Raw genomic sequence first — 18,571 nt, forward strand, 5'->3', positions numbered from 1 at the left:
GTCCCCGAGAAATCACTGTGAGCACCACCACACCCCGCACATCGTCCATCGCGCTGTTGGTCGGCGCCGTCGGCATCGTTTATGGCGATATCGGCACCAGCCCGCTGTACGCGCTGAAGGAAATCTTCTCGCCACATTACGGCGTCGACCTCTCCCAAAGCAGCGTGCTGGGCATTCTCTCGCTGATCTTCTGGTCGCTGACCTTGGTGGTCTCGGTCAAATACGTGATGTTCATCCTGCGCGCCGATAACGGCGGCGAGGGCGGCATCATGGCGCTGACCGCGTTGGCTCAGCGCGCCGCCGTCAATCATCCACGGCTGCGCGCGGCGCTGATCATGCTCGGCCTGTTCGGCGCCGCGCTGTTCTATGGCGATAGCATGCTCACCCCCGCGGTGTCGGTGGTTTCCGCCGTGGAAGGGGTCGGCCTGGTGGTCGACGGCATCGATCATTGGGTCGTGCCGGTGGCGTTGCTGATCTTGGTGCCATTGTTCCTGTTGCAACGGCATGGCACGGCCCGCATCGGTTATCTGTTCGGCCCGGTGATGGTGATCTGGTTCGTGGTGCTCGGTGCGTTGGGCGTGCACGGCATCGTGCAGCGGCCGGAAGTACTCCTGGCGCTGAACCCCTACTGGGCGCTGCAGTTTTTTATCAGCAATCCGCTGCTCGGGTTGACGGTGATGGGCGCGGTGGTGCTGACCATCACTGGCGCCGAAGCGTTGTATGCGGATCTTGGCCATTTCGGCCGTCGGCCCATCGTGCACGCCTGGCTGTTCCTGGCCTTTCCAGGCCTGATGCTCAACTACCTGGGGCAGGGCGCCGTGCTGCTCAGCGACCCTGAGGCGGTGCGTAATCCCTTTTACCTACTGGCGCCGTCGTGGGCACTGATACCGCTGATCGGCCTGTCCACCCTGGCCACCATCATTGCCTCCCAGGCGGTGATCACTGGGGCCTTCTCGGTGACTCGTCAAGCGATCCAGCTCGGCTATGTGCCGCGCATGCAGATCCTGCATACCTCCAGCGCCGAGCAGGGGCAGATCTATATCCCGCTGATCAACAGCCTGTTGCTGGTCGGCGTGGTGTTGCTGGTGCTGGGCTTCCAGTCATCCAGCGGCCTGGCAGAGGCCTATGGCGTGGCTGTGACCGGCACCATGTTGTGCACCACGTTGCTGGTGTCGGCGGTGATCCTGTTGTTGTGGCGCTGGCCGAAGGTGTTGGCGATACCGCTGTTGGCGGTGTTTCTGTTGGTCGATGTGGTGTTCTTTGCCGCCAACGTACCGAAAATCCTCGGTGGCGGTGCGGTGCCGATGATCGTCGGCATCTTGCTGTTCGGCCTGATGACTACCTGGAAGCGCGGTCGCCAATTGGTCCTCGAACGCCTCGACGAGCATGCGCTGGTGCTGCGTGACTTCATCGCCAGCATTGCCCTGCAGCCGCCCCATCGTGTGGTCGGCACCGCGGTGTTCCTGACCAGCCGGGTCGACGTGGTTCCCCACGCGCTGCTGCACAACCTGCTGCACAACCAGGTGCTGCACGAGCGGGTGATGTTGCTCACCGTGCTCTACGAGGATCGTCCTCGGGTGCCGCTGGCCGAGCGCTTCGAACTCGATGCCTATGACCAGGGGTTCTATCGCGTGCGCCTGCGCTTCGGCTTCCTCGAGGCGCCGGACATTCCTCAAGCACTGGCCCAGCTCAGCGACAAGGGCCTGGATTGCCCACCGATGCAGACCACCTACTTCCTCAGCCGGGAAACGGTGATCCCCTCCGAGCGCATCGGCATGGCGATGTGGCGTGAGCGGCTATTCGCCGTGCTGCAGAAGAACGCCGGCAGCTCCCTGGGCTTCTTCCGCCTGCCGGTGAACCGGGTGATTGAACTGGGCACGCAAGTGGAGATTTAGACTGTGAAGGCGAGAGCGGCCGGTCGTGGGGTGGACGACGCCTCACCTACGCGGCCCGATCCGTCCACCGCTCTGCGATCGCAAGGGTGGATGAAAAGAGCGTCATCCACCCTACGGCTGCTTCCGCCTTATATCGGTCACCGAGTCAGGTATGGCTGCGCCGCCACACGCTGGCCAGCCAGGGCTGCTGCTCGCGGGGCAGGCCGGCAGGGCGGTAGTAGTGCTCCAGCTCGTCGAAGCCGGCGGCCATGAGCAACTGACGCCAGCTCTCTAGGTCATGCCAGGCGCCGTAACGTTCACCGCTCCAGCCTTCCTGGTTGTCGCCCCGCGGGTTGGAGCTGAACAGCACGCCGCCCGGCTTCAGGCTGGCCCGCAGCTCCTTCAGCACGCGCGGCAGTTCCTGACTGGGGATGTGGAACAGCACGGCGTTGGCGAAGATGCCGTCGAAGTGGTCGGCGGGCAAATCCAGGGCGAGAAAATCCTGCTGCCAGACCTCGCAGCCGCTGTCGGCGCGGGCCATGGCGACGAACTCGGGGCAACCGTCGATGCCCACCGGGCGGTGGCCGAGGCGTGCGAAGGTACGCAGGTCACGGCCGGGGCCACAGCCGAAGTCGAGGATGCTCAGCGGTGCCGTGCCATGGGTGTGGCGCAGCAGCGCGTCGATGTTCTGGCTGACATCATGGTCGCGGGTGCCCTCGCGAAAGCCCTCGGCGCTGGCCTGGTAATGCGCCAGCGTGCGGGTGGTGATCTGTTGCAGCTGATCGGGGTCGAGTGGCATGGCGGCCTCGTCGCGGAACGTGGGCGTCTATTTAACCGTATTGCGCAGGCTTTGCGCGGGCGGGCTGCGGCCAGGCGCGATAACATCGCACCCTCAACAACAGGCGAGGTGGCAGGTGGATCTACAGCAGGGCTTCGTCCTGACCCGGCACTGGCGCGACACGCCGGCTGGCACCCAGGTGGAATTCTGGCTGTCGACCGACAGCGGCCCGCGCCTGGTTCGCCTGCCGCCACAGACCTCGGTGGCCTTCATCCCGGTCGAGCAACGCGCCCGCGCCGAGGCGCTGCTGGGCAAGGGCACGGACATCGAGTTGCGCCCGCTGCAGCTGCGCGATTTCCATCAACGGCCGGTGCTCGGCCTCTACAGCCGCCAACAGCGCCCGCTGATCCAGCTCGAGCAGACCCTGCGCCAGGGCGGGGTGGACGTCTACGAAGCCGATATCCGCCCGCCCGAGCGCTACCTGATGGAGCGCTTCATCACTGCGCCGGTGCTATTCGGCGGCACCCCAGGCGATGACGGCGTGCTGATCGATGCGCAGCTGAAGCCGGCGCCGGACTATCGCCCGCAGCTCAAACTGGTGTCTCTGGATATCGAAACCACTGCGCGCGGCGAGCTGTATTCCATCGCCCTGGAAGGCTGCGGGCAGCGTCAGGTGTACATGCTCGGGCCGCCGAATCGTCAAGCCGAGGTCGACTTCGATCTCGCCTACCTCGATAGCCGCGCCGAATTGCTGGAGGCCCTTAACGACTGGCTGGAGCGCCATGATCCGGACGCCATCATCGGCTGGAACGTGGTGCAGTTCGACCTGCGCGTGCTGCACGAGCATGCCCAGCGCCTGCAGGTGCCGCTGCGCCTCGGCCGTGGTGGGGAAACCCTGGGCTGGCGCGAGCACGGCTCCAAACAGCATTTCTTCGCCAGCGCGCCGGGGCGGCTGATCATCGACGGCATCGAGGCGCTGCGTTCGGCGACCTGGAGCTTTCAGTCCTTCAGCCTGGAAAGTGTCGCCCAGCAATTGCTCGGCGAGGGCAAGGCGATCGACAACCCCTACCAGCGCATGGACGAGATCAATCGCATGTTCGCCGAGGACAAGCCGGCCCTGGCCCGCTACAACCTCAAGGACTGCGAGCTGGTGACGCGCATCTTCGCCAAGACCGAGCTGCTCACCTTCCTCCTCGAACGGGCCACGGTCACCGGCCTGCCGGTGGACCGCAGTGGCGGTTCGGTGGCCGCGTTCAGCCACCTGTACATGCCGCTGATGCACCGCCAGGGCTTCGTCGCCCCCAACCAGGGCGAGCGCCCGCCCGAAGCCAGCCCGGGCGGCTTTGTCATGGACTCGCGGCCGGGGCTCTACGAGTCGGTGCTGGTGCTCGATTACAAGAGCCTCTATCCGTCGCTGATCCGCACCTTTCTGATCGACCCGGTCGGGCTGATCGAGGGCCTGCGCGAGCCTGACGATGCCCAGTCGGTGGCGGGTTTTCGCGGCGCGCGCTTTTCTCGCACCCGGCATTGCCTGCCGGCCATCGTCGAGCGCGTGTGGCAGGGCCGCGAGGCGGCGAAGCGTGCGGGCAATACGCCGTTGTCCCAGGCGCTGAAGATCATCATGAACGCCTTCTACGGCGTACTGGGGTCCAGCGGTTGCCGCTTCTTCGACACGCGCCTGGCGTCCTCCATCACCCTGCGCGGCCACGAGGTGATGCGCCGCACGCGCCAGCTGATCGAGGCCGAGGGGCATACGGTGATCTATGGCGACACCGACTCCACCTTCGTCTGGCTGCACAGCGCCCATGCCGAAGCGGACGCCGAGCGGATCGGCCGTGGCCTGGTGCAGCGCGTCAATGCCTGGTGGCGCGAGCATCTGCAGGCCGAGTTCGGTCTGCAGAGCGCGCTCGAGCTGCAGTTCGAAACCCACTTCAGCCGCTTTCTGATGCCGACCATCCGCGGCATGGAGGAGGGCAGCAAGAAACGCTACGCCGGGCTGATCCGCCAGGCCGATGGCCGCGAGGAGATGGTCTACAAAGGCCTGGAGACGGTGCGCAGTGACTGGTCGCCGCTGGCCCGGCAATTCCAGCAGGAGTTGTACCTGCGCATCTTCAAGCGTCAGCCTTACCAGGATTATGTGCGCGACTATGTACAGCGCACCCTGGATGGCGAATTCGATGAACGCCTGGTGTACCGCAAGCGGCTGCGTCGGCGCCTGGACGACTATCAGCGTAACGTGCCGCCTCACGTACGGGCCGCGCGCCTGGCCGACGCCCACAACGATGAGCAAGGGCGGCCGCGGCAGTACCAGAGCGGCGGCTGGATCAGCTACGTGATGAGCGTGGCCGGGCCGGAGCCGCTCGAATTGCGCCGCGCGCCGATTGATTACGGCCACTACCTGAGCAAACAACTGCAGCCGGTGGCCGACGCGATTTTGCCCTTCGTGGACGATGATTTCAGTGCGTTGATTGGCGGACAGCTGGAGCTGTTCTGAAGCCCGCACGCCAGGTGACGGGGCACACGAATTGATGCAATACCGCGCGGCTGATCGCCGGAACCCATGGCGGCACGAGGGTTCTCTACTTCACATTCGTGAAGGAGCAACGCGCTATGGCACTCGGTGAAAAATACAAGATGCTGACCGGCGAACTCTATCTGGCCAGCGATCCCGAGCTGCAGGCCGAGAGCGCGGCTACCATGGCGTGGCTGGCACGCTACAACGGCAATCTTGGCCTCTCTCCGGCCGAGCGTAGCCAGGTGCTGGGCGAGCGCCTGGCAGCAATCGGCAGAGGCGTGGTGGTGCGCTCGCCGTTTCATTGCGACTACGGTTTCAACATCAGCCTGGGCGATGAGGTGTTCATCAACTTCAACTGCGTGATTCTCGATGTGGTGGCCGTGAGCATCGGCGACAAGACGCAGATCGGCCCGGGCGTGCAGATCCTTACCGCCGACCACCCTCGTGATCCTGCCGAGCGTGAATCCGGGCTGGAGTTCGGCCGCCCGGTGACCATCGGGCGCAATGTGTGGATTGGTGCCGGTGCACTGATTCTGCCGGGGGTGAGCGTTGGCGATAACGCGCTGATCGGCGCTGGCAGCGTGGTTACCCGCGATGTGCCCGAGGGCACGACGGTGGTCGGCAACCCGGCTCGGGTGCGCGACTGAGGCAGTGCATCACTGGCCCGCTGGAGGCGGGTCAGTCGAATGTTATTTTGGTTATAAATAAATCGTTATTTATTCTTTTTAATATTTTTCGCTTCTGAGCATAGTGAGTCCCACGCAAGCACTTACCAGGAGCAACCGTCATGAGCATCCGCCTGGGCGATATCGCCCCCGACTTCGAGCAGGACTCCAGCGAAGGCCGTATCCGCTTCCACGAGTGGCTGGGTAGCCAGTGGGGCGTCCTGTTTTCCCATCCTGCTGATTTCACCCCGGTATGCACTACCGAGCTGGGTTTCACCGCCAAGCTGAAGGACGAGTTTGCCAAGCGCAACGTCAAGGCCATCGCCCTGTCTGTCGACCCGGTGGACTCCCACCTGAAGTGGATCGGAGACATCAACGAGACCCAGAACACGGCGGTCAACTTCCCGATTCTCGCCGATGCCGACCGCAAGGTGTCCGAGCTCTACGATCTGATCCACCCGAACGCCAACGACACCCTCACTGTGCGTTCGCTGTTCGTCATCGACCCGAACAAGAAGGTGCGCCTGACCATCACTTACCCAGCGAGCACCGGGCGCAACTTCCACGAAATCCTCCGGGTGATCGATTCCCTGCAGCTGACCGATAGCCACAAGGTGGCCACGCCCGCCAACTGGCAGGACGGCGACGAGGTGGTGATCGTGCCGTCGCTGAAGGACGAAGACGAGATCAAGCAGCGCTTTCCGAAAGGCTACCGTGCGGTGAAGCCTTACCTGCGCCTCACACCGCAGCCGAACAAGTAAGGGGCGCCCCATGCTGGTGGTTTTGCTGGGCGGTAGCCCGAGCCTGAAGTCGCGTTCCAACGCGTTGCTCGATTGGTCCCGGCAGTGGCTGCAGGCCCGCGGTGTCGAGGTGGTCAGCTATCAGGTGCGCGACTTTGACGCCGAGGACCTGCTCCATGCCCGCTTCGGCAGTTCGCGCATTCAGGAACTGCAGGCCCATGTGGCAACTGCAGACGGGTTGATTGTGGCGACGCCGGTGTACAAAGCGTCGTTTTCCGGAGCCTTGAAAACCTTGCTCGATGTACTGCCCGAGCGCGCCCTGCATCACAAAGTGGTGCTGCCCATCGCCACGGGCGGCAGCAGTGCCCACTTGCTGGCGGTGGACTACGCCCTCAAGCCGGTGCTGTCTGCGCTCAAGGCGCAGGACGTGCTGCACGGCGTGTTCGCCGAGGACAGCCAGATCGCCTACACCGACAGCGGTGCCGACCTGCTGCCGTTACTGGAACAGCGTCTGGATGACGCCTTGCAACAATTGATTCAGTCGCTCAACCGCCGACCGCAACCGATCGAACCGGGGCTGTTGAACGAACGCCTGCTTAGCGGGCGCTGGAGCGCCTGACGTCACTCACCCGTACTTGTCCAACCCCCACCTTACTTGCCCGCCAACGAGGCAGCAGGTGGCCAAACACTCAATGCAGAGGAGCGTGCCATGCGCACCATCACTTTGCGTCGGAGTCTGGTCGCCCTGTTTGTCGCGACCCTGTCTTTCGGCGCCACCCAGGCTCACGCCGCTGACAGCAACAAGGTGTTGCGAATCGGCTATCAGAAATACGGCACTCTGGTGCTACTCAAAGCCAATGGCTCGCTAGAGAAACGTCTGGCGTCCCAGGGGATCGAGGTCAAGTGGACCGAGTTTCCCGGCGGCCCGCAGCTACTCGAAGGCCTAAATGTTGGCTCGGTGGATTTTGGTACCACGGGCGAAACGCCGCCGGTGTTCGCGCAAGCCGCTGGCGCTGATCTGCTGTATGTCGCCTACGAGCCGCCAGCGCCCACCAGTGAAGCGATTCTGGTCGCCAAGGATTCGCCGCTGCGCTCGGTGGCGGATCTCAAGGGCAAGAAGGTCGCACTGAACAAGGGCTCCAACGTGCACTACTTGTTGGTGCGTGCGCTGGAGGAGGCCGGCCTGAAGTACAGCGACATCCAGCCGGTATACCTGCCACCGTCCGATGCCCGCGCCGCGTTCGAGCGCGGCAGCGTCGACGCCTGGGTCATCTGGGATCCCTTCCAGGCAGCTGCCGAGCAGCAATTGCAGGCCCGCACGCTGGTCGACGGCAAGGGTCTGGTGAGCAACCACCAGTTCTACCTGGCAACCCGGCCATACGCCGAGCAGCACCCGGAAGTGATCGAGACGCTGGTCGAAGAAATCCGCGCCATCGGCGAGTGGGTCAAGGCGCACAACGACGAGACCGTCGCTCAGGTGTCGCCCTTGCTCGGCCTCTCTCCAGAGATCACACGCCTCGCCGTGCAGCGCCAGAGCTATGGCGCTCAGTTGATCACGCCGGAGGTGGTCGAGGCGCAGCAGAAAATCGCCGACACCTTCACCGACCTCAAGCTGATCCCCAAAAAGCTGAGCATCAAGGAGGTGATCTGGTCTGCGCCCGATGCGCCGCCGCTCACCGCTGCCCAGCACGCCCAGCAGTAAGTATTCAGCTGCGTGGCGGGTCGTCATGCAGCGAGCAATCCCAAGGAGATCACTTCATGAGCCTGAACATTTTCTGGTTCCTGCCGACTCACGGCGACGGCCATTATCTCGGCACCTCGCAAGGCGCTCGCGCCGTCGATCATGGTTACCTGCAGCAGATCGCCCAGGCTGCCGACCGCCTCGGCTTCGGCGGCGTGCTGATTCCCACCGGCCGTTCCTGCGAGGATTCGTGGCTGGTCGCCGCCTCGCTGATCCCGGTGACCCAGCGCCTGAAATTTCTCGTCGCGTTGCGGCCGGGAATCATCTCGCCAACCGTGGCTGCACGGCAGGCCGCGACACTGGATCGTCTATCCGGTGGCCGCGCGCTGTTCAATCTGGTCACCGGCGGCGACCCGGACGAATTGGCCGGCGACGGCTTGAACCTGTCACACGCCGAGCGCTACGAGGCCTCTGTCGAGTTCACTCGCATCTGGCGCCGTGTGCTGGAAGGCGAAGTGGTCGACTACCACGGCAAGCACATTCAGGTAAAAGGCGCCAAGCTTCTCTACCCGCCGATCCAACAGCCGCGTCCGCCGTTGTATTTCGGTGGCTCGTCCGAGGCCGCGCAGGATCTCGCTGCCGAGCAGGTCGAGCTGTACCTGACCTGGGGCGAGCCGCCGGCCGCGGTGGCCGAGAAGATCGCCGCCGTCAGGGACAAGGCCAAAGCCCAGGGCCGCGAGGTTCGCTTCGGCATTCGCCTGCACGTGATCGTGCGCGAAAGCAACGAAGAAGCCTGGAAAGCCGCCGACAAGCTGATCGCTCATCTCGACGATGACACCATCGCTCGTGCCCAGGCCTCACTGGCGCGCTTCGACTCGGTCGGCCAGCAACGCATGGCCGCCCTGCATGGCGGCAGCAAGGACAACTTGGAAGTGTCGCCCAACCTCTGGGCCGGCGTCGGCCTGGTACGTGGCGGCGCCGGCACTGCGCTGGTCGGCGACGGCCCGACGGTAGCCGAGCGGGTCAAGGAGTACGCCGCCCTGGGCATCGATACCTTCATCTTCTCCGGTTATCCGCACCTCGAAGAATCCTATCGCGTCGCCGAACTGCTGTTCCCGCATCTGGACGTGAACCGCCCCGCGTTGCCGGAAGGCGCGGGCTACGTCAGCCCATTCGGTGAAATGGTCGCCAGCGACATTCTGCCCAAGGCTGTTTCGGCCAGCTGATTACGCGCCGGGCGCGGAGCGCTCGGCCAACCTGCGATGAATGAGGTATGCGATGAGTGACACATCTTTCAATCGGCTGGCGTTACGCCTGGCGCCCTGGGCCTTGCCCGTGGCGCTAGTGGCTGCCTGGCAAGGCGCAGTGGTGGCAGGGCTGCTGTCCACGCGCATCCTGCCGGCGCCCAGCGCGGTGCTGGAGGCAGGCTGGCAGTTACTGGCCAGTGGCGAGATCTGGACACACCTGGCGATCAGCGGCTGGCGTGCCGGTGTCGGTTTCGCCGTCGGTGCCGGTATCGGTCTGGTGCTGGGCTTCATCACCGGCCTGTCGACGTGGGGCGAGCGGCTTATCGACAGCTCGGTACAGATGATCCGCAACGTACCGCACCTGGCGCTGATTCCGCTGGTCATCCTGTGGTTCGGCATCGACGAGAGCGCGAAGATTTTTCTGGTCGCCCTCGGCACGCTGTTCCCGATCTACCTGAACACCTACCACGGCATTCGTAACGTCGACCCGGCGCTGGTGGAGATGGCGCGCAGCTACGGTCTGTCCGGCTTCGCCCTGTTCCGCCAGGTGATCCTCCCTGGTGCGCTGCCGTCGATCCTGGTCGGCGTACGCTTCGCCTTGGGGTTGATGTGGCTGACGCTGATCGTTGCCGAAACGATTTCCGCCAGCGCCGGGATCGGTTACCTGGCGATGAACGCCCGCGAGTTTCTGCAGACCGACGTCGTGGTGCTGGCGATCCTGCTGTACGCGGTACTTGGCAAGCTGGCCGATGTCGCCGCCCGCGGACTGGAGTATGTCTGGTTGCGCTGGCATCCGGCCTATCAGACCAAGGCAGGTGGCAAATGACCGCTTTGCATCGCCTCAATCGCGGCACGCCGCTGACCATTCGCGGCATTCAGAAATCCTTCGGCGAGCGCCAGGTGCTCAAGGACATCGACCTGCGCATTCCTGCCGGGCAGTTCGTGGCCGTGGTCGGCCGCAGCGGTTGCGGCAAGAGCACGCTGCTGCGCCTGCTGGCAGGCCTCGACCAGCCCAGTGGCGGCGAACTGCTGGCCGGCAACGGCACGCTGGCCGCCACCCGCGGGGCTACGCGGCTGATGTTTCAGGAAGCCCGCCTGCTGCCATGGAAACGGGTGATCGACAACGTCGGCCTTGGGCTTACCGGCGACTGGCGCCCCAAGGCCCAGCAGGTGCTGGACGCGGTCGGCCTGGGTGAGCGCGCCAATGAGTGGCCGGCGGCGCTATCCGGCGGCCAGAAGCAGCGTGTCGCCTTGGCCCGGGCATTGATCCACGAGCCTCGCCTGCTGCTGCTCGACGAGCCATTGGGCGCACTCGACGCGCTGACGCGCATCGAGATGCAGCAACTAATCGAACGCCTTTGGCAGCAGCACGGCTTTACCGTGCTGCTGGTTACCCACGACGTCAGCGAAGCCGTGGCAACCGCGGACCGGGTCATCCTGATCGAGGATGGCCAGGTCGGCCTCGATCTGCAGGTGAATCTGCCGCGCCCGCGCAACAAAGGGTCTGCCCATCTCGCCGCGCTGGAAGCCGAGGTGCTCAACCGCGTTCTGCAACTGCCCGCGCTACCTGCGCAGCCCGATCCCGTATCACCGCTCCCGACGCAATTGCGCTGGGCACTCTAACCCGACCTCATGCCCCGTTCCGGGGCCATTCAACATGCCAGGAGATTCGCCATGACCATTAAAGCCATCAACGTACGCAACCAGTTCAAGGGCACCATCAAGGAAATCGTCGAAGGTGACGTGCTGTCGGAAATCGACGTGCAGACCGCTGCCGGCATCGTCACTTCGGTGATCACCACCCGTTCCGTGCGCGAGCTGGAACTGGGCGTAGGCAGCGAAGTGATTGCCTTTGTGAAGTCGACAGAGGTATCCATCGCCAAGCTCTGATTGCCTGGCGGGAGAAGGCCGGCCTTGCGCCGGCCTTTTTGTGGGCGCTGTGTAATGCCTGACAGGCCGCCTAGCTCGTAGGGTGGATGACGCTGTTTTCATCCACCTTGGGAGTCGCGGCCGGCGCACGCAAAAAGCGTCACCTGCCGCCTTGCCGCTTTTGCATTCCTGCGGTCGAACATACTGCTTCTGCAGCTGACACGCAGCGGACCGCGAGCAGGCTCCTAGCGCTCTTCGCGCAGCCGGGCGAGTTGCCGTTCGAGCAGCGCTGGGTACGGTTCGAGCAGGCGCTCGACGCAGCTGGCACCCTCGGGGCTGGCGATAGCGCGGATGCGTGCGCGCTGACGCAACGTTGTATCCTCGCCTACCCGACGCTCAACCAGCAGCAGGTTGCGGCTGTGCTGCGACAAGGCCAGCGCACTCTGCGCGGTCTCGCTCAATAACAGGTCACCCTGGCTCAGGCCCTGCAGGTCTTCACCCAAGGTCAGGCCGAGCTGCAGATGCAGCGTAATGCCGCTGTCTGCCACTTCGATTTGCAGCGCATGACCGAGGGCACGCAGTAGTTCGCCGCAGCAGATGGCGTGGGTCAGGTAATCGTCGCCGCTGTCCTGGTGGTGGAACAGCAGCAGGCTGCTGCCATCGTTCAAGGTATGCAGCTGCGCCTTGTAAAGTGTCGCGGCCTTGTCCAGGCAGTCGCGGTAACGCTGCAGCAGCTCCATCAGACGGGTACGCGGCAGGCGACGTAACTGCTCCTGGGCGCCCAGCTGGACGGCCAGCACCGCGCTCTTGCGTGGCGCGGCTGGCAGCATGGGCGGCAGAGACTCGGGTGTTTCGTCATCATCGTGCAGGTCGGCGAACGCGTCGTCGTCGATGTCCACGTCACGTCGACGGCTCGGCGGGTCGTAATCATCGGCGTCGAAACGCTCATCACGCAGATTGCGCATCTCGAAACGCGGTTCGTCGTCGCGCAGGTCGTCATCCTCGTCCTGCACGTCATCGAGGAACTGCTCGTTCAGATCGTCGAGGTCGTCGAATTCCGGTTCCGGCTCCGGTTTCTCGGGCACCAGCCGCGCTTGCAGCTGGCGCGCCAGATCACCGATTTCATCCTGGCGCCCAGCACCAGGGGCAGGATCATCCGGGTCGCGCAGCCACACGCGCATTTGCAGCAGCGGCGTAGAAATCTGCCGGCCCAGGCGCAAGCTCAGGGACAACGTCAGCGCCAGCAGAATCAGGCTGAGAATGCCCATGCTTTGCAGACTGATGGTCATCGGCTGCTCGAACTGCTGCATATCGAGGCTGATGCGCAGTTGCCCGGCCATCACTTCCTGGAAGGTGATGGGTGTGGAATACAGGCCTTCGTTCTCGCCCAACATGCTCTTGCTTGGCCGCGTGCCGGCTTCAGCGAGAGTGCGATTGTCCACGCTGTAGATGGCCGCGTGGGCCACCAGCGGGTTCTTCACCAGGTTGTTGAGCAGCACGTTGAGGCTGAGGATGTCGTTGGACACCAGCAACTCGGTCGCCGAGGCGGCCGTCTGGGTTATCAGGCTACTACCCAGCGCTTCAGCCTGCTGCTGCATGGCCTGCTTGAACTGCATGCCGATCACCCAGGCGTAGATCACCAGCGCCATGGCCACCAGCAACACGCTGTGACTGACGATGCGCAACACCAGCGGCACGCGACGTTGACGCAGTGCGCGGAAAAGCAGAAGGAAGAAATTGTCGGGCTTTACGGGGGCGGGCCGGTTCACAGAGCTCGGCTCTCGTTGGCTGGAAGTGGCGCGCAGTATAGCGAGCGGCCCGCGCAGGGCAAAGCGCCGCGCGTGTCCCGAGGGCCTTGAAAGCGGTTAGAATGCGGGTTTTTTCACCGGCCCTGCTGCACATTGCCGTTCGGCAGACCATTCATAGTCCTGCGAGCCCGGAGTACGCCTTGCGCGAAATCGTCCTGATCAACATTACCGGTGAAGATCGGCTTGGCCTCACGGCTGCCATCACCGGCGTTCTGGCCCAAGGTGGCGTGACGCTCCTCGATATCAGCCAGGCCGTTATTCACGGTGCCGTGACGTTGGGCATCCTGGTTGAAATCGCCGATGACGCTCAGGCTTCTCGCGTGCTCAAGGACGTTCAGTCCACCGCCCATGAGCTTGGCCAGCAGGTGCGTTTCACGCCCGTGTCGGAAGCTGACTATCTGAGCTGGGGCGCCGACCAGGCGAAGATGCGCTACAGCGTGACGCTGCTGGCCCGCAGAATCACCGCCGAGCAACTGCAGCGCGTCAGTTCGATCACTGCGCAGCATGGCCTGAATATCGAGCAAATCGACCGCTTGTCTGCGCCTCAGCTGGGCGTCCCGGGCGAGCAGGGCAATGGCTGCATCGAGTTTTCGGTGCTGGGCGAGCCGCAAGATGCGGTGGCCTTGCGCGCTGAGTTCCTTGGCGCGGCCGAAGCGCTGGACGCGGATATCGCCTTTCAGGCTGACTCGCTGTATCGCCGTAACCGCCGCCTGGCGGTGTTCGACATGGATTCGACGCTGATCGAGGCGGAGGTCATCGACGAGCTGGCCAAGGCGGCCGGTATCGGTGAGCTGGTATCGGCTATCACCGAGCGGGCCATGCGCGGCGAGCTGGATTTCCGTGCCAGCTTCAAGGAGCGCCTGGCGTTGCTCAAAGGTCTGGATGTTGGCGTGCTGGACGACATCGGCGCCTCGTTGCGCCTGACCGAGGGCGCCGAGCGGCTGTTTGCCGAGCTGAAGCGCCTGGGCTACAAGACTGCCATCCTGTCGGGCGGCTTCACCTACTTCGCCAAACAATTGCAGGCCAAGCTGGGTATCGACTATGTGTTCGCCAATGAGCTTGAAGTGGTCGACGGCAAAGTGACTGGCGTGGCGGTCGAGCCGATCGTCGACGCCCAGCGCAAGGCCGATCTGTTACGCGAACTGGCGCACAAGGAAGGCCTGAGCCTGGAACAGACAGTCGCGGTTGGCGACGGCGCCAACGATCTGCCGATGCTGGCTATAGCCGGGTTGGGCGTCGCGTTCCGTGCCAAGCCGCTGGTCAAGCAGTCCGCCAAGCAAGCGATTTCCACACTGGGCCTGGACGGCGTGCTGTATCTGCTGGGCTTCCGCGACCGCGACGGTCAGCGATAAGGCGCATAAAACGGGGCGGTTCGGCTGCCCCGTTGGCTCATTCGTCCGATGAGAAGTTGTAGTTCATCGACTGGCTTGGGCCCTGCAGGTAGTAGCCCTGGATGTAATTGGTGCCGGCCTGCCACAGCGTCGCCAATACGCTCGCGGATTCCACGAATGGCACGATGGTCAGCTTGGCCTGCCCATGCAGGCTGGCCAGCATGGCTTTCAACGCTTCCTGATTGGCCGGGTCATTCAGGTCCTTGGCGAACGAGCCGTCGACTTTGACGAAGTCGACCGGCAGATGCCGCAGCGTGTTGAAGGGGTTCAAGGCGCAGCCGAACTGGCTCAGCGCGATGTGGCAATGCAGGTCCTTGAGGCCCTGGACCATCGCTCTGGCCTGCTTCAGGTAGGCAATGGCATCCGGCTCGCTGAGCTGGAAAACCAACGCATCAGAAGGCAGGCGTGCGGCTTTGAGGGCGACGCTGAGCCAGGGCAGCAAGGTTTGATCCTGCAGGCTGGCGCTGGAAAGATGGATGAACAGGCGCGTGGCGTGCCCTTTGGAGCGGTGGTCGGCGAGCAGTTTGATCGAGTTGAGGATTACCCAACGGTCGATCTTCTCGCCCATCCCCGACTCCCGAGCTACCGCCAGGAACTGGTCTGGCGGTACTTCCTGCCCTGACGGACTTAGCAAGCGCAGCAGCACTTCATAGTGTTCATGCTCATCGCCGCGCAGGCTGATGACCGGCTGGAACAGCAGGCGGAAACTGTTCTGCTCCAGTGCTTGCTGAACCATGGCCACGACGCTGCCGCGGCTGGCGGCTGCGGCCAGTTCTTCGGCGGGATCGAACAGCTTGAGGGTGCCAGGCTCGTCGAGTTGATCGGCGCAGCGTTGCGCACGATCAATCACTTCGCCAGCTTTGGGCGTGGTCTCGTTGAGACCCGCAACCCCGATCGACAGCGTGGTCTGCGCAGTGCGCCCATTGATATCGAACAGATGCCCTTCGGCTTTTTTCAACAAGGCCTCGAGCTGCGGGCGCTGTTGTTGCGGCGAAATACCGCTCTGCAACACGGCAAACACATCGTCGCCGAAGCGCGCCAGTTGCGCGTCCTGCGGGAAATGTGAGCGCAGCAGGCCGGCCAGGTCGGTGAGCAGCAGGTCGATGGCGCCGAGGCCCATCTCGGCAAGCAGCGCGGCGTAACGATCAACGCGGATGTAGGCCAGGCTCGCCGGTTGTTCGTCGTTGACGGCGCGATGAGCGGCCTTGTCCATCAGTTCGATGAAATGGACGCGGTTGTACAGGCCGGTGACCAGATCCAGGCTGCTGATTTCCCGCAGTTTCTCTTCCAGCTCGGCGTTGGCGCTTTCCGCACGGATCACCACCTGGATGCACGGCTCGCCATCATAGGCTGCTGGAGACAGGTTGACCCGCGCCGAGAAAGTGCTCTCGTCGGTGCGCACACCCGAGCAGGCCAGCTCGTTGTTATCCAGGTTTTGGTGGTTCTTGAGGAAGTCCTTGAAGGCGCTCTGATCACAGCTACCGATCAGGTCGATCATCGGCAGGCCTTCCAGCTCTTCAGCGTCGTCGAAACCGAACAATTCCAGGTAAGCGCGGTTGGCATAAATATGCATGCCATCGTGCACGTAGGCGATGGCATCGACCGAGCTGTCCAACAGCAGCTGGCAACGCTTTTCCACTTCGCGCAGGGCGACATCGGCAGCACGGCGGGCGCGTCGCTCTTCGAGGTTGACCAGTTCACGACGTGCGACCAGCACCAGGCGCTCGTCTTCGCCTTGCGGCAACGCGTCCTGAGCACCCAGCATCAACGCTTCGGTGACGCTGTCGGTGTCGTTGTCTGCCAGCAGCAGGATCACCGGAATGTCCTTGCCGTGATGCCGGACGCAGGAGAGCGCCTCGTGAGGATCCAGGCATTCGCTGGTGGGCGCACACACCAACAGGTCCCAGTTGTGTTCGAGGGCTTCGAGCAGATCGTCGCGGGAGACCAGGCGATGGACGCGGGTAGCGTTGCCGGCATTGCGGAACAGGCTGACGAGACGCTCGGCCTCGTTCTGCGAATCTTCGAGAATCAGCAGGCGGATGGTTTTCTTTTCGATGGCCATTAGCGAAGTCGAATCTGCGATAAAACAGCAGAAGAGAGCGGGAAAGTAGAGGTTTTCGGCAATCTACAGCGACTTCCAGAGTGAGTCAAAGTCTTCCTCGCCGGCCGGTCGATGGCTGCCGGAGGCTGTGACAGAGGTCGCGTGATCCGCGGGTTTCTGCTCAAGATCGTGGTACACGAACTGGCTGAAACTGCCGGTGCTGGTCTGTTTCTGGCTGAGTACCGCGCGACGTTCCTTGCCGTTGATATTGATCAATACCTTGTTGCCTTCCTGAAAGGGCAGGCGCGGTGTGATCAGCGTGGCAGGGCGGGAAATGGCAGAGATTTCCGGCAGCAGCAGGGCACGCAGGTACTGGCTGTTCTGCTCGGCCTTGCGCACCAGCTGCAGCCCACAGGACTGTGCATGCGGGGCAATCAGCTCGATGCCCATCTGGGTGCCACCACCGCGTACTTGGCGAATCCAGCGCACCACCGCCACGCTCCAACCTTGCTGCGGATTGTCGCGGATACCCAGAAGCTCACCAGCCTGTAATTGGCTGGGCACCTCTTTGGGCCAGGACAGGCAGTAGCCGCCGGGGCTGTGATTGACGATCGACAACACGTAGGTGGGGTAGCTGTCAGCTGCTCCAGACTCCGCCTGCTCCAGCTCTGCAACCGGCTTGGCATATTCGATCTCTTCGAAGGCAAGGCCGTTTTCCCACTCGTTGCCACGCCGTGCGTCATGGGCGCTGGCCCATATATCCGGCTCATTGTTGGCCGGTTTGAACGAGGCTGTGGTTTCTCTCGGCTGCTTGAGAATCTCGCTGAACGCCCGGCCATTGGCCAGGTAGTAGTTAAGTGCGCTCATGCCGATGCACAGCGTCATGCCACCCGTGCCCTCGGTACGCTGAAACGTGCGCTCGGAGATATCGCCCCAGGCGGCTGCCGCGTGTTGCAGCATGTCGAGGGTAAAACCATCCGGCACGCGCAAGCGCGACTGGGTACGTTCCTCGGGCAGCAATTGCAGGTGATCCTTGATGGTGTCGACCAGTGGCGTCGGGTCGATACCCAGCGCCCCTTGCAGTTCGCTGGGTTGAAACAGCGAGGTGTAACGCGGCGGGCCATCCAGCTGCGGGGCGACGGCAAAAATGCTCGACGGGTGGCCACCTGCCTGCAGGTTGACCAGTGCGCTCCACGGCTCCAACGCTTCGGCCAGGCGGGCGATGGCGCTTTGGCGCATCTGGTTGCAGCGCGAACAGCCGATCAGCAACGCCACAACATAGCTTTGTTCGACGCTCAATCCCTGGGTATGGCGCGCCAGCGGATCACGGATCACCACCTGATGGAGGTTCTGCTTGCGCGCGATCAGGTACAGCTGATGCAGCTCCAGCCACAGGCCTTCGGGAACCGGGCAATACAGCTGGCTGGTGCGGATCAGCGGACCGTTGAGGCTGTGCACGGCGCGTTGCAGGGCGATGCCGAACAGCTGATTGCGTTCGCGGCTGGGCTGCGAAGCGAGACGCGAAATGATCAGCTTGTAGCCGATAGCCAGGTGGTTTTGTAGGGCCTGACAAAGATTCGCGACCTTGCGCGGGCGCTCGTCGAGCACGATGGCCTGGTTGAGGAAGTGCCGCTCCAGGTGCTGGCAGACGAAATACACTTCAGGGCGCAGCAATTCGAGCAACTGCACACGGTTGTCCGAAGGCGTCAGCAGCTGGTTGAGTTCGATCAGCGCCTGGTACAGCTGGCGGGCGGTTTCGCCGATATTGGCCTTGGGCAGGCCGGCGATCCAGCGTTTCAAATCACGTGGCGTGGCGTCGCAGAAAGTCAGGCCCTGCTTGGTCGGCGTTGGCACGCGGAGCAGTAGGTGGGGACTCTGTTTATCCATCTAACTTGGTTACTCCAGCGCCAGCGTGCGAGCGAATCATTTAATAATCGTGGGGCGACTGTAGCAGCATCCTGC

Annotated in this window: 15 protein-coding genes; 11 read left to right on the forward strand and 4 right to left on the reverse strand. The window is 63.5% G+C overall.

The window, feature by feature from the left end; genetic code table 11:
* The first annotated feature begins 17 nt into the window (after window positions 1–17).
* A complete protein-coding gene (locus BLS60_RS13245) occupies window positions 18–1,895 on the forward strand; it encodes a potassium transporter Kup (RefSeq protein ID WP_244153407.1) in 1,878 nt (625 codons plus the stop codon).
* A gap of 145 nt (window positions 1,896–2,040) precedes the next feature.
* Here BLS60_RS13245 and BLS60_RS13250 read toward each other — a convergent pair whose 3' ends face one another.
* Window positions 2,041–2,673 (reverse strand): class I SAM-dependent methyltransferase, encoded by a 633-nt coding sequence (locus tag BLS60_RS13250; protein ID WP_092368795.1) that lies wholly within the window; start codon window positions 2,671–2,673, stop codon window positions 2,041–2,043.
* Between the two features lie 115 nt (window positions 2,674–2,788).
* On the opposite strand from BLS60_RS13250, the gene BLS60_RS13255 reads away from it, so the two are divergent.
* The 9 genes from BLS60_RS13255 (at window position 2,789) to BLS60_RS13295 (ending at window position 11,390) form a co-directional block, all read left to right on the forward strand.
* Entirely contained in the window at window positions 2,789–5,146 is a 2,358-nt protein-coding gene (locus tag BLS60_RS13255; protein ID WP_092368798.1) for a DNA polymerase II, read from the forward strand.
* Window positions 5,147–5,262: 116 nt separating this feature from the next.
* On the forward strand, window positions 5,263–5,814 hold the full coding sequence (locus BLS60_RS13260) for a sugar O-acetyltransferase (protein ID WP_092368801.1): 552 nt from the start codon (window positions 5,263–5,265) through the stop codon (window positions 5,812–5,814).
* Window positions 5,815–5,954: 140 nt separating this feature from the next.
* Window positions 5,955–6,593 carry a peroxiredoxin gene (locus BLS60_RS13265; protein WP_092368803.1) on the forward strand — a complete coding sequence of 213 codons (639 nt, stop codon included), beginning with the start codon at window positions 5,955–5,957 and terminating at the stop codon, window positions 6,591–6,593.
* Window positions 6,594–6,603: 10 nt separating this feature from the next.
* Window positions 6,604–7,191 carry an NADPH-dependent FMN reductase gene (ssuE, locus tag BLS60_RS13270; protein ID WP_070880872.1) on the forward strand — a complete coding sequence of 196 codons (588 nt, stop codon included), beginning with the start codon at window positions 6,604–6,606 and terminating at the stop codon, window positions 7,189–7,191.
* Window positions 7,192–7,281: 90 nt separating this feature from the next.
* Window positions 7,282–8,274 carry a sulfonate ABC transporter substrate-binding protein gene (locus tag BLS60_RS13275; RefSeq protein ID WP_092368806.1) on the forward strand — a complete coding sequence of 331 codons (993 nt, stop codon included), beginning with the start codon at window positions 7,282–7,284 and terminating at the stop codon, window positions 8,272–8,274.
* Between the two features lie 56 nt (window positions 8,275–8,330).
* The gene (gene ssuD / locus BLS60_RS13280; protein WP_092368809.1) at window positions 8,331–9,479 is read left to right on the forward strand and encodes an FMNH2-dependent alkanesulfonate monooxygenase; all 1,149 of its coding nucleotides are present in this window, start codon (window positions 8,331–8,333) and stop codon (window positions 9,477–9,479) included.
* A 52-nt stretch (window positions 9,480–9,531) separates the two neighbouring features.
* Entirely contained in the window at window positions 9,532–10,326 is a 795-nt protein-coding gene (ssuC, locus tag BLS60_RS13285) for an aliphatic sulfonate ABC transporter permease SsuC (RefSeq protein WP_092368813.1), read from the forward strand.
* Window positions 10,323–11,123: an aliphatic sulfonates ABC transporter ATP-binding protein gene (gene ssuB / locus BLS60_RS13290; protein WP_092368817.1), complete on the forward strand. Its 801-nt coding sequence runs from the start codon at window positions 10,323–10,325 to the stop codon at window positions 11,121–11,123. Before ssuC ends, ssuB begins: the two co-directional genes overlap by 4 nt.
* A 51-nt stretch (window positions 11,124–11,174) precedes the next feature.
* On the forward strand, window positions 11,175–11,390 hold the full coding sequence (locus BLS60_RS13295) for a TOBE domain-containing protein (RefSeq protein WP_013793202.1): 216 nt from the start codon (window positions 11,175–11,177) through the stop codon (window positions 11,388–11,390).
* Window positions 11,391–11,614: 224 nt separating this feature from the next.
* On the opposite strand, the gene BLS60_RS13300 is transcribed toward BLS60_RS13295, so the two are convergent.
* Window positions 11,615–13,138 carry an AhpA/YtjB family protein gene (locus BLS60_RS13300; RefSeq protein WP_092368820.1) on the reverse strand — a complete coding sequence of 508 codons (1,524 nt, stop codon included), beginning with the start codon at window positions 13,136–13,138 and terminating at the stop codon, window positions 11,615–11,617.
* Between the two features lie 179 nt (window positions 13,139–13,317).
* On the opposite strand from BLS60_RS13300, the gene serB reads away from it, so the two are divergent.
* A complete protein-coding gene (gene serB / locus BLS60_RS13305) occupies window positions 13,318–14,529 on the forward strand; it encodes a phosphoserine phosphatase SerB (protein ID WP_092368955.1) in 1,212 nt (403 codons plus the stop codon).
* A gap of 37 nt (window positions 14,530–14,566) precedes the next feature.
* On the opposite strand, the gene BLS60_RS13310 is transcribed toward serB, so the two are convergent.
* Both BLS60_RS13310 and BLS60_RS13315 read right to left on the reverse strand, forming a co-directional pair.
* Window positions 14,567–16,630 (reverse strand): GGDEF/EAL domain-containing response regulator, encoded by a 2,064-nt coding sequence (locus BLS60_RS13310; RefSeq protein ID WP_092368823.1) that lies wholly within the window; start codon window positions 16,628–16,630, stop codon window positions 14,567–14,569.
* A gap of 63 nt (window positions 16,631–16,693) precedes the next feature.
* Window positions 16,694–18,496 carry a molecular chaperone gene (locus BLS60_RS13315; protein WP_070880865.1) on the reverse strand — a complete coding sequence of 601 codons (1,803 nt, stop codon included), beginning with the start codon at window positions 18,494–18,496 and terminating at the stop codon, window positions 16,694–16,696.
* Between the last annotated feature and the right edge of the window lie 75 nt (window positions 18,497–18,571).

The sequence above is a fragment of the Phytopseudomonas seleniipraecipitans genome (genome assembly GCF_900102335.1).
Classification (GTDB): domain Bacteria; phylum Pseudomonadota; class Gammaproteobacteria; order Pseudomonadales; family Pseudomonadaceae; genus Aquipseudomonas; species Aquipseudomonas seleniipraecipitans.

Bases quoted from the DNA above. Each gene is read 5' to 3' on its own strand.
- BLS60_RS13260 (WP_092368801.1), top strand. From the start codon at position 5,263: ATGGCACTCGGTGAAAAATACAAGATGCTGACCGGCGAACTCTATCTG.
- BLS60_RS13315 (WP_070880865.1), bottom strand. From the start codon at position 18,496: ATGGATAAACAGAGTCCCCACCTACTGCTCCGCGTGCCAACGCCGACC.
- ssuB (WP_092368817.1), top strand. From the start codon at position 10,323: ATGACCGCTTTGCATCGCCTCAATCGCGGCACGCCGCTGACCATTCGC.
- BLS60_RS13250 (WP_092368795.1), bottom strand. From the start codon at position 2,673: ATGCCACTCGACCCCGATCAGCTGCAACAGATCACCACCCGCACGCTG.
- BLS60_RS13265 (WP_092368803.1), top strand. From the start codon at position 5,955: ATGAGCATCCGCCTGGGCGATATCGCCCCCGACTTCGAGCAGGACTCC.
- ssuD (WP_092368809.1), top strand. From the start codon at position 8,331: ATGAGCCTGAACATTTTCTGGTTCCTGCCGACTCACGGCGACGGCCAT.
- BLS60_RS13310 (WP_092368823.1), bottom strand. From the start codon at position 16,630: ATGGCCATCGAAAAGAAAACCATCCGCCTGCTGATTCTCGAAGATTCG.
- BLS60_RS13275 (WP_092368806.1), top strand. From the start codon at position 7,282: ATGCGCACCATCACTTTGCGTCGGAGTCTGGTCGCCCTGTTTGTCGCG.
- ssuE (WP_070880872.1), top strand. From the start codon at position 6,604: ATGCTGGTGGTTTTGCTGGGCGGTAGCCCGAGCCTGAAGTCGCGTTCC.
- ssuC (WP_092368813.1), top strand. From the start codon at position 9,532: ATGAGTGACACATCTTTCAATCGGCTGGCGTTACGCCTGGCGCCCTGG.
- BLS60_RS13295 (WP_013793202.1), top strand. From the start codon at position 11,175: ATGACCATTAAAGCCATCAACGTACGCAACCAGTTCAAGGGCACCATC.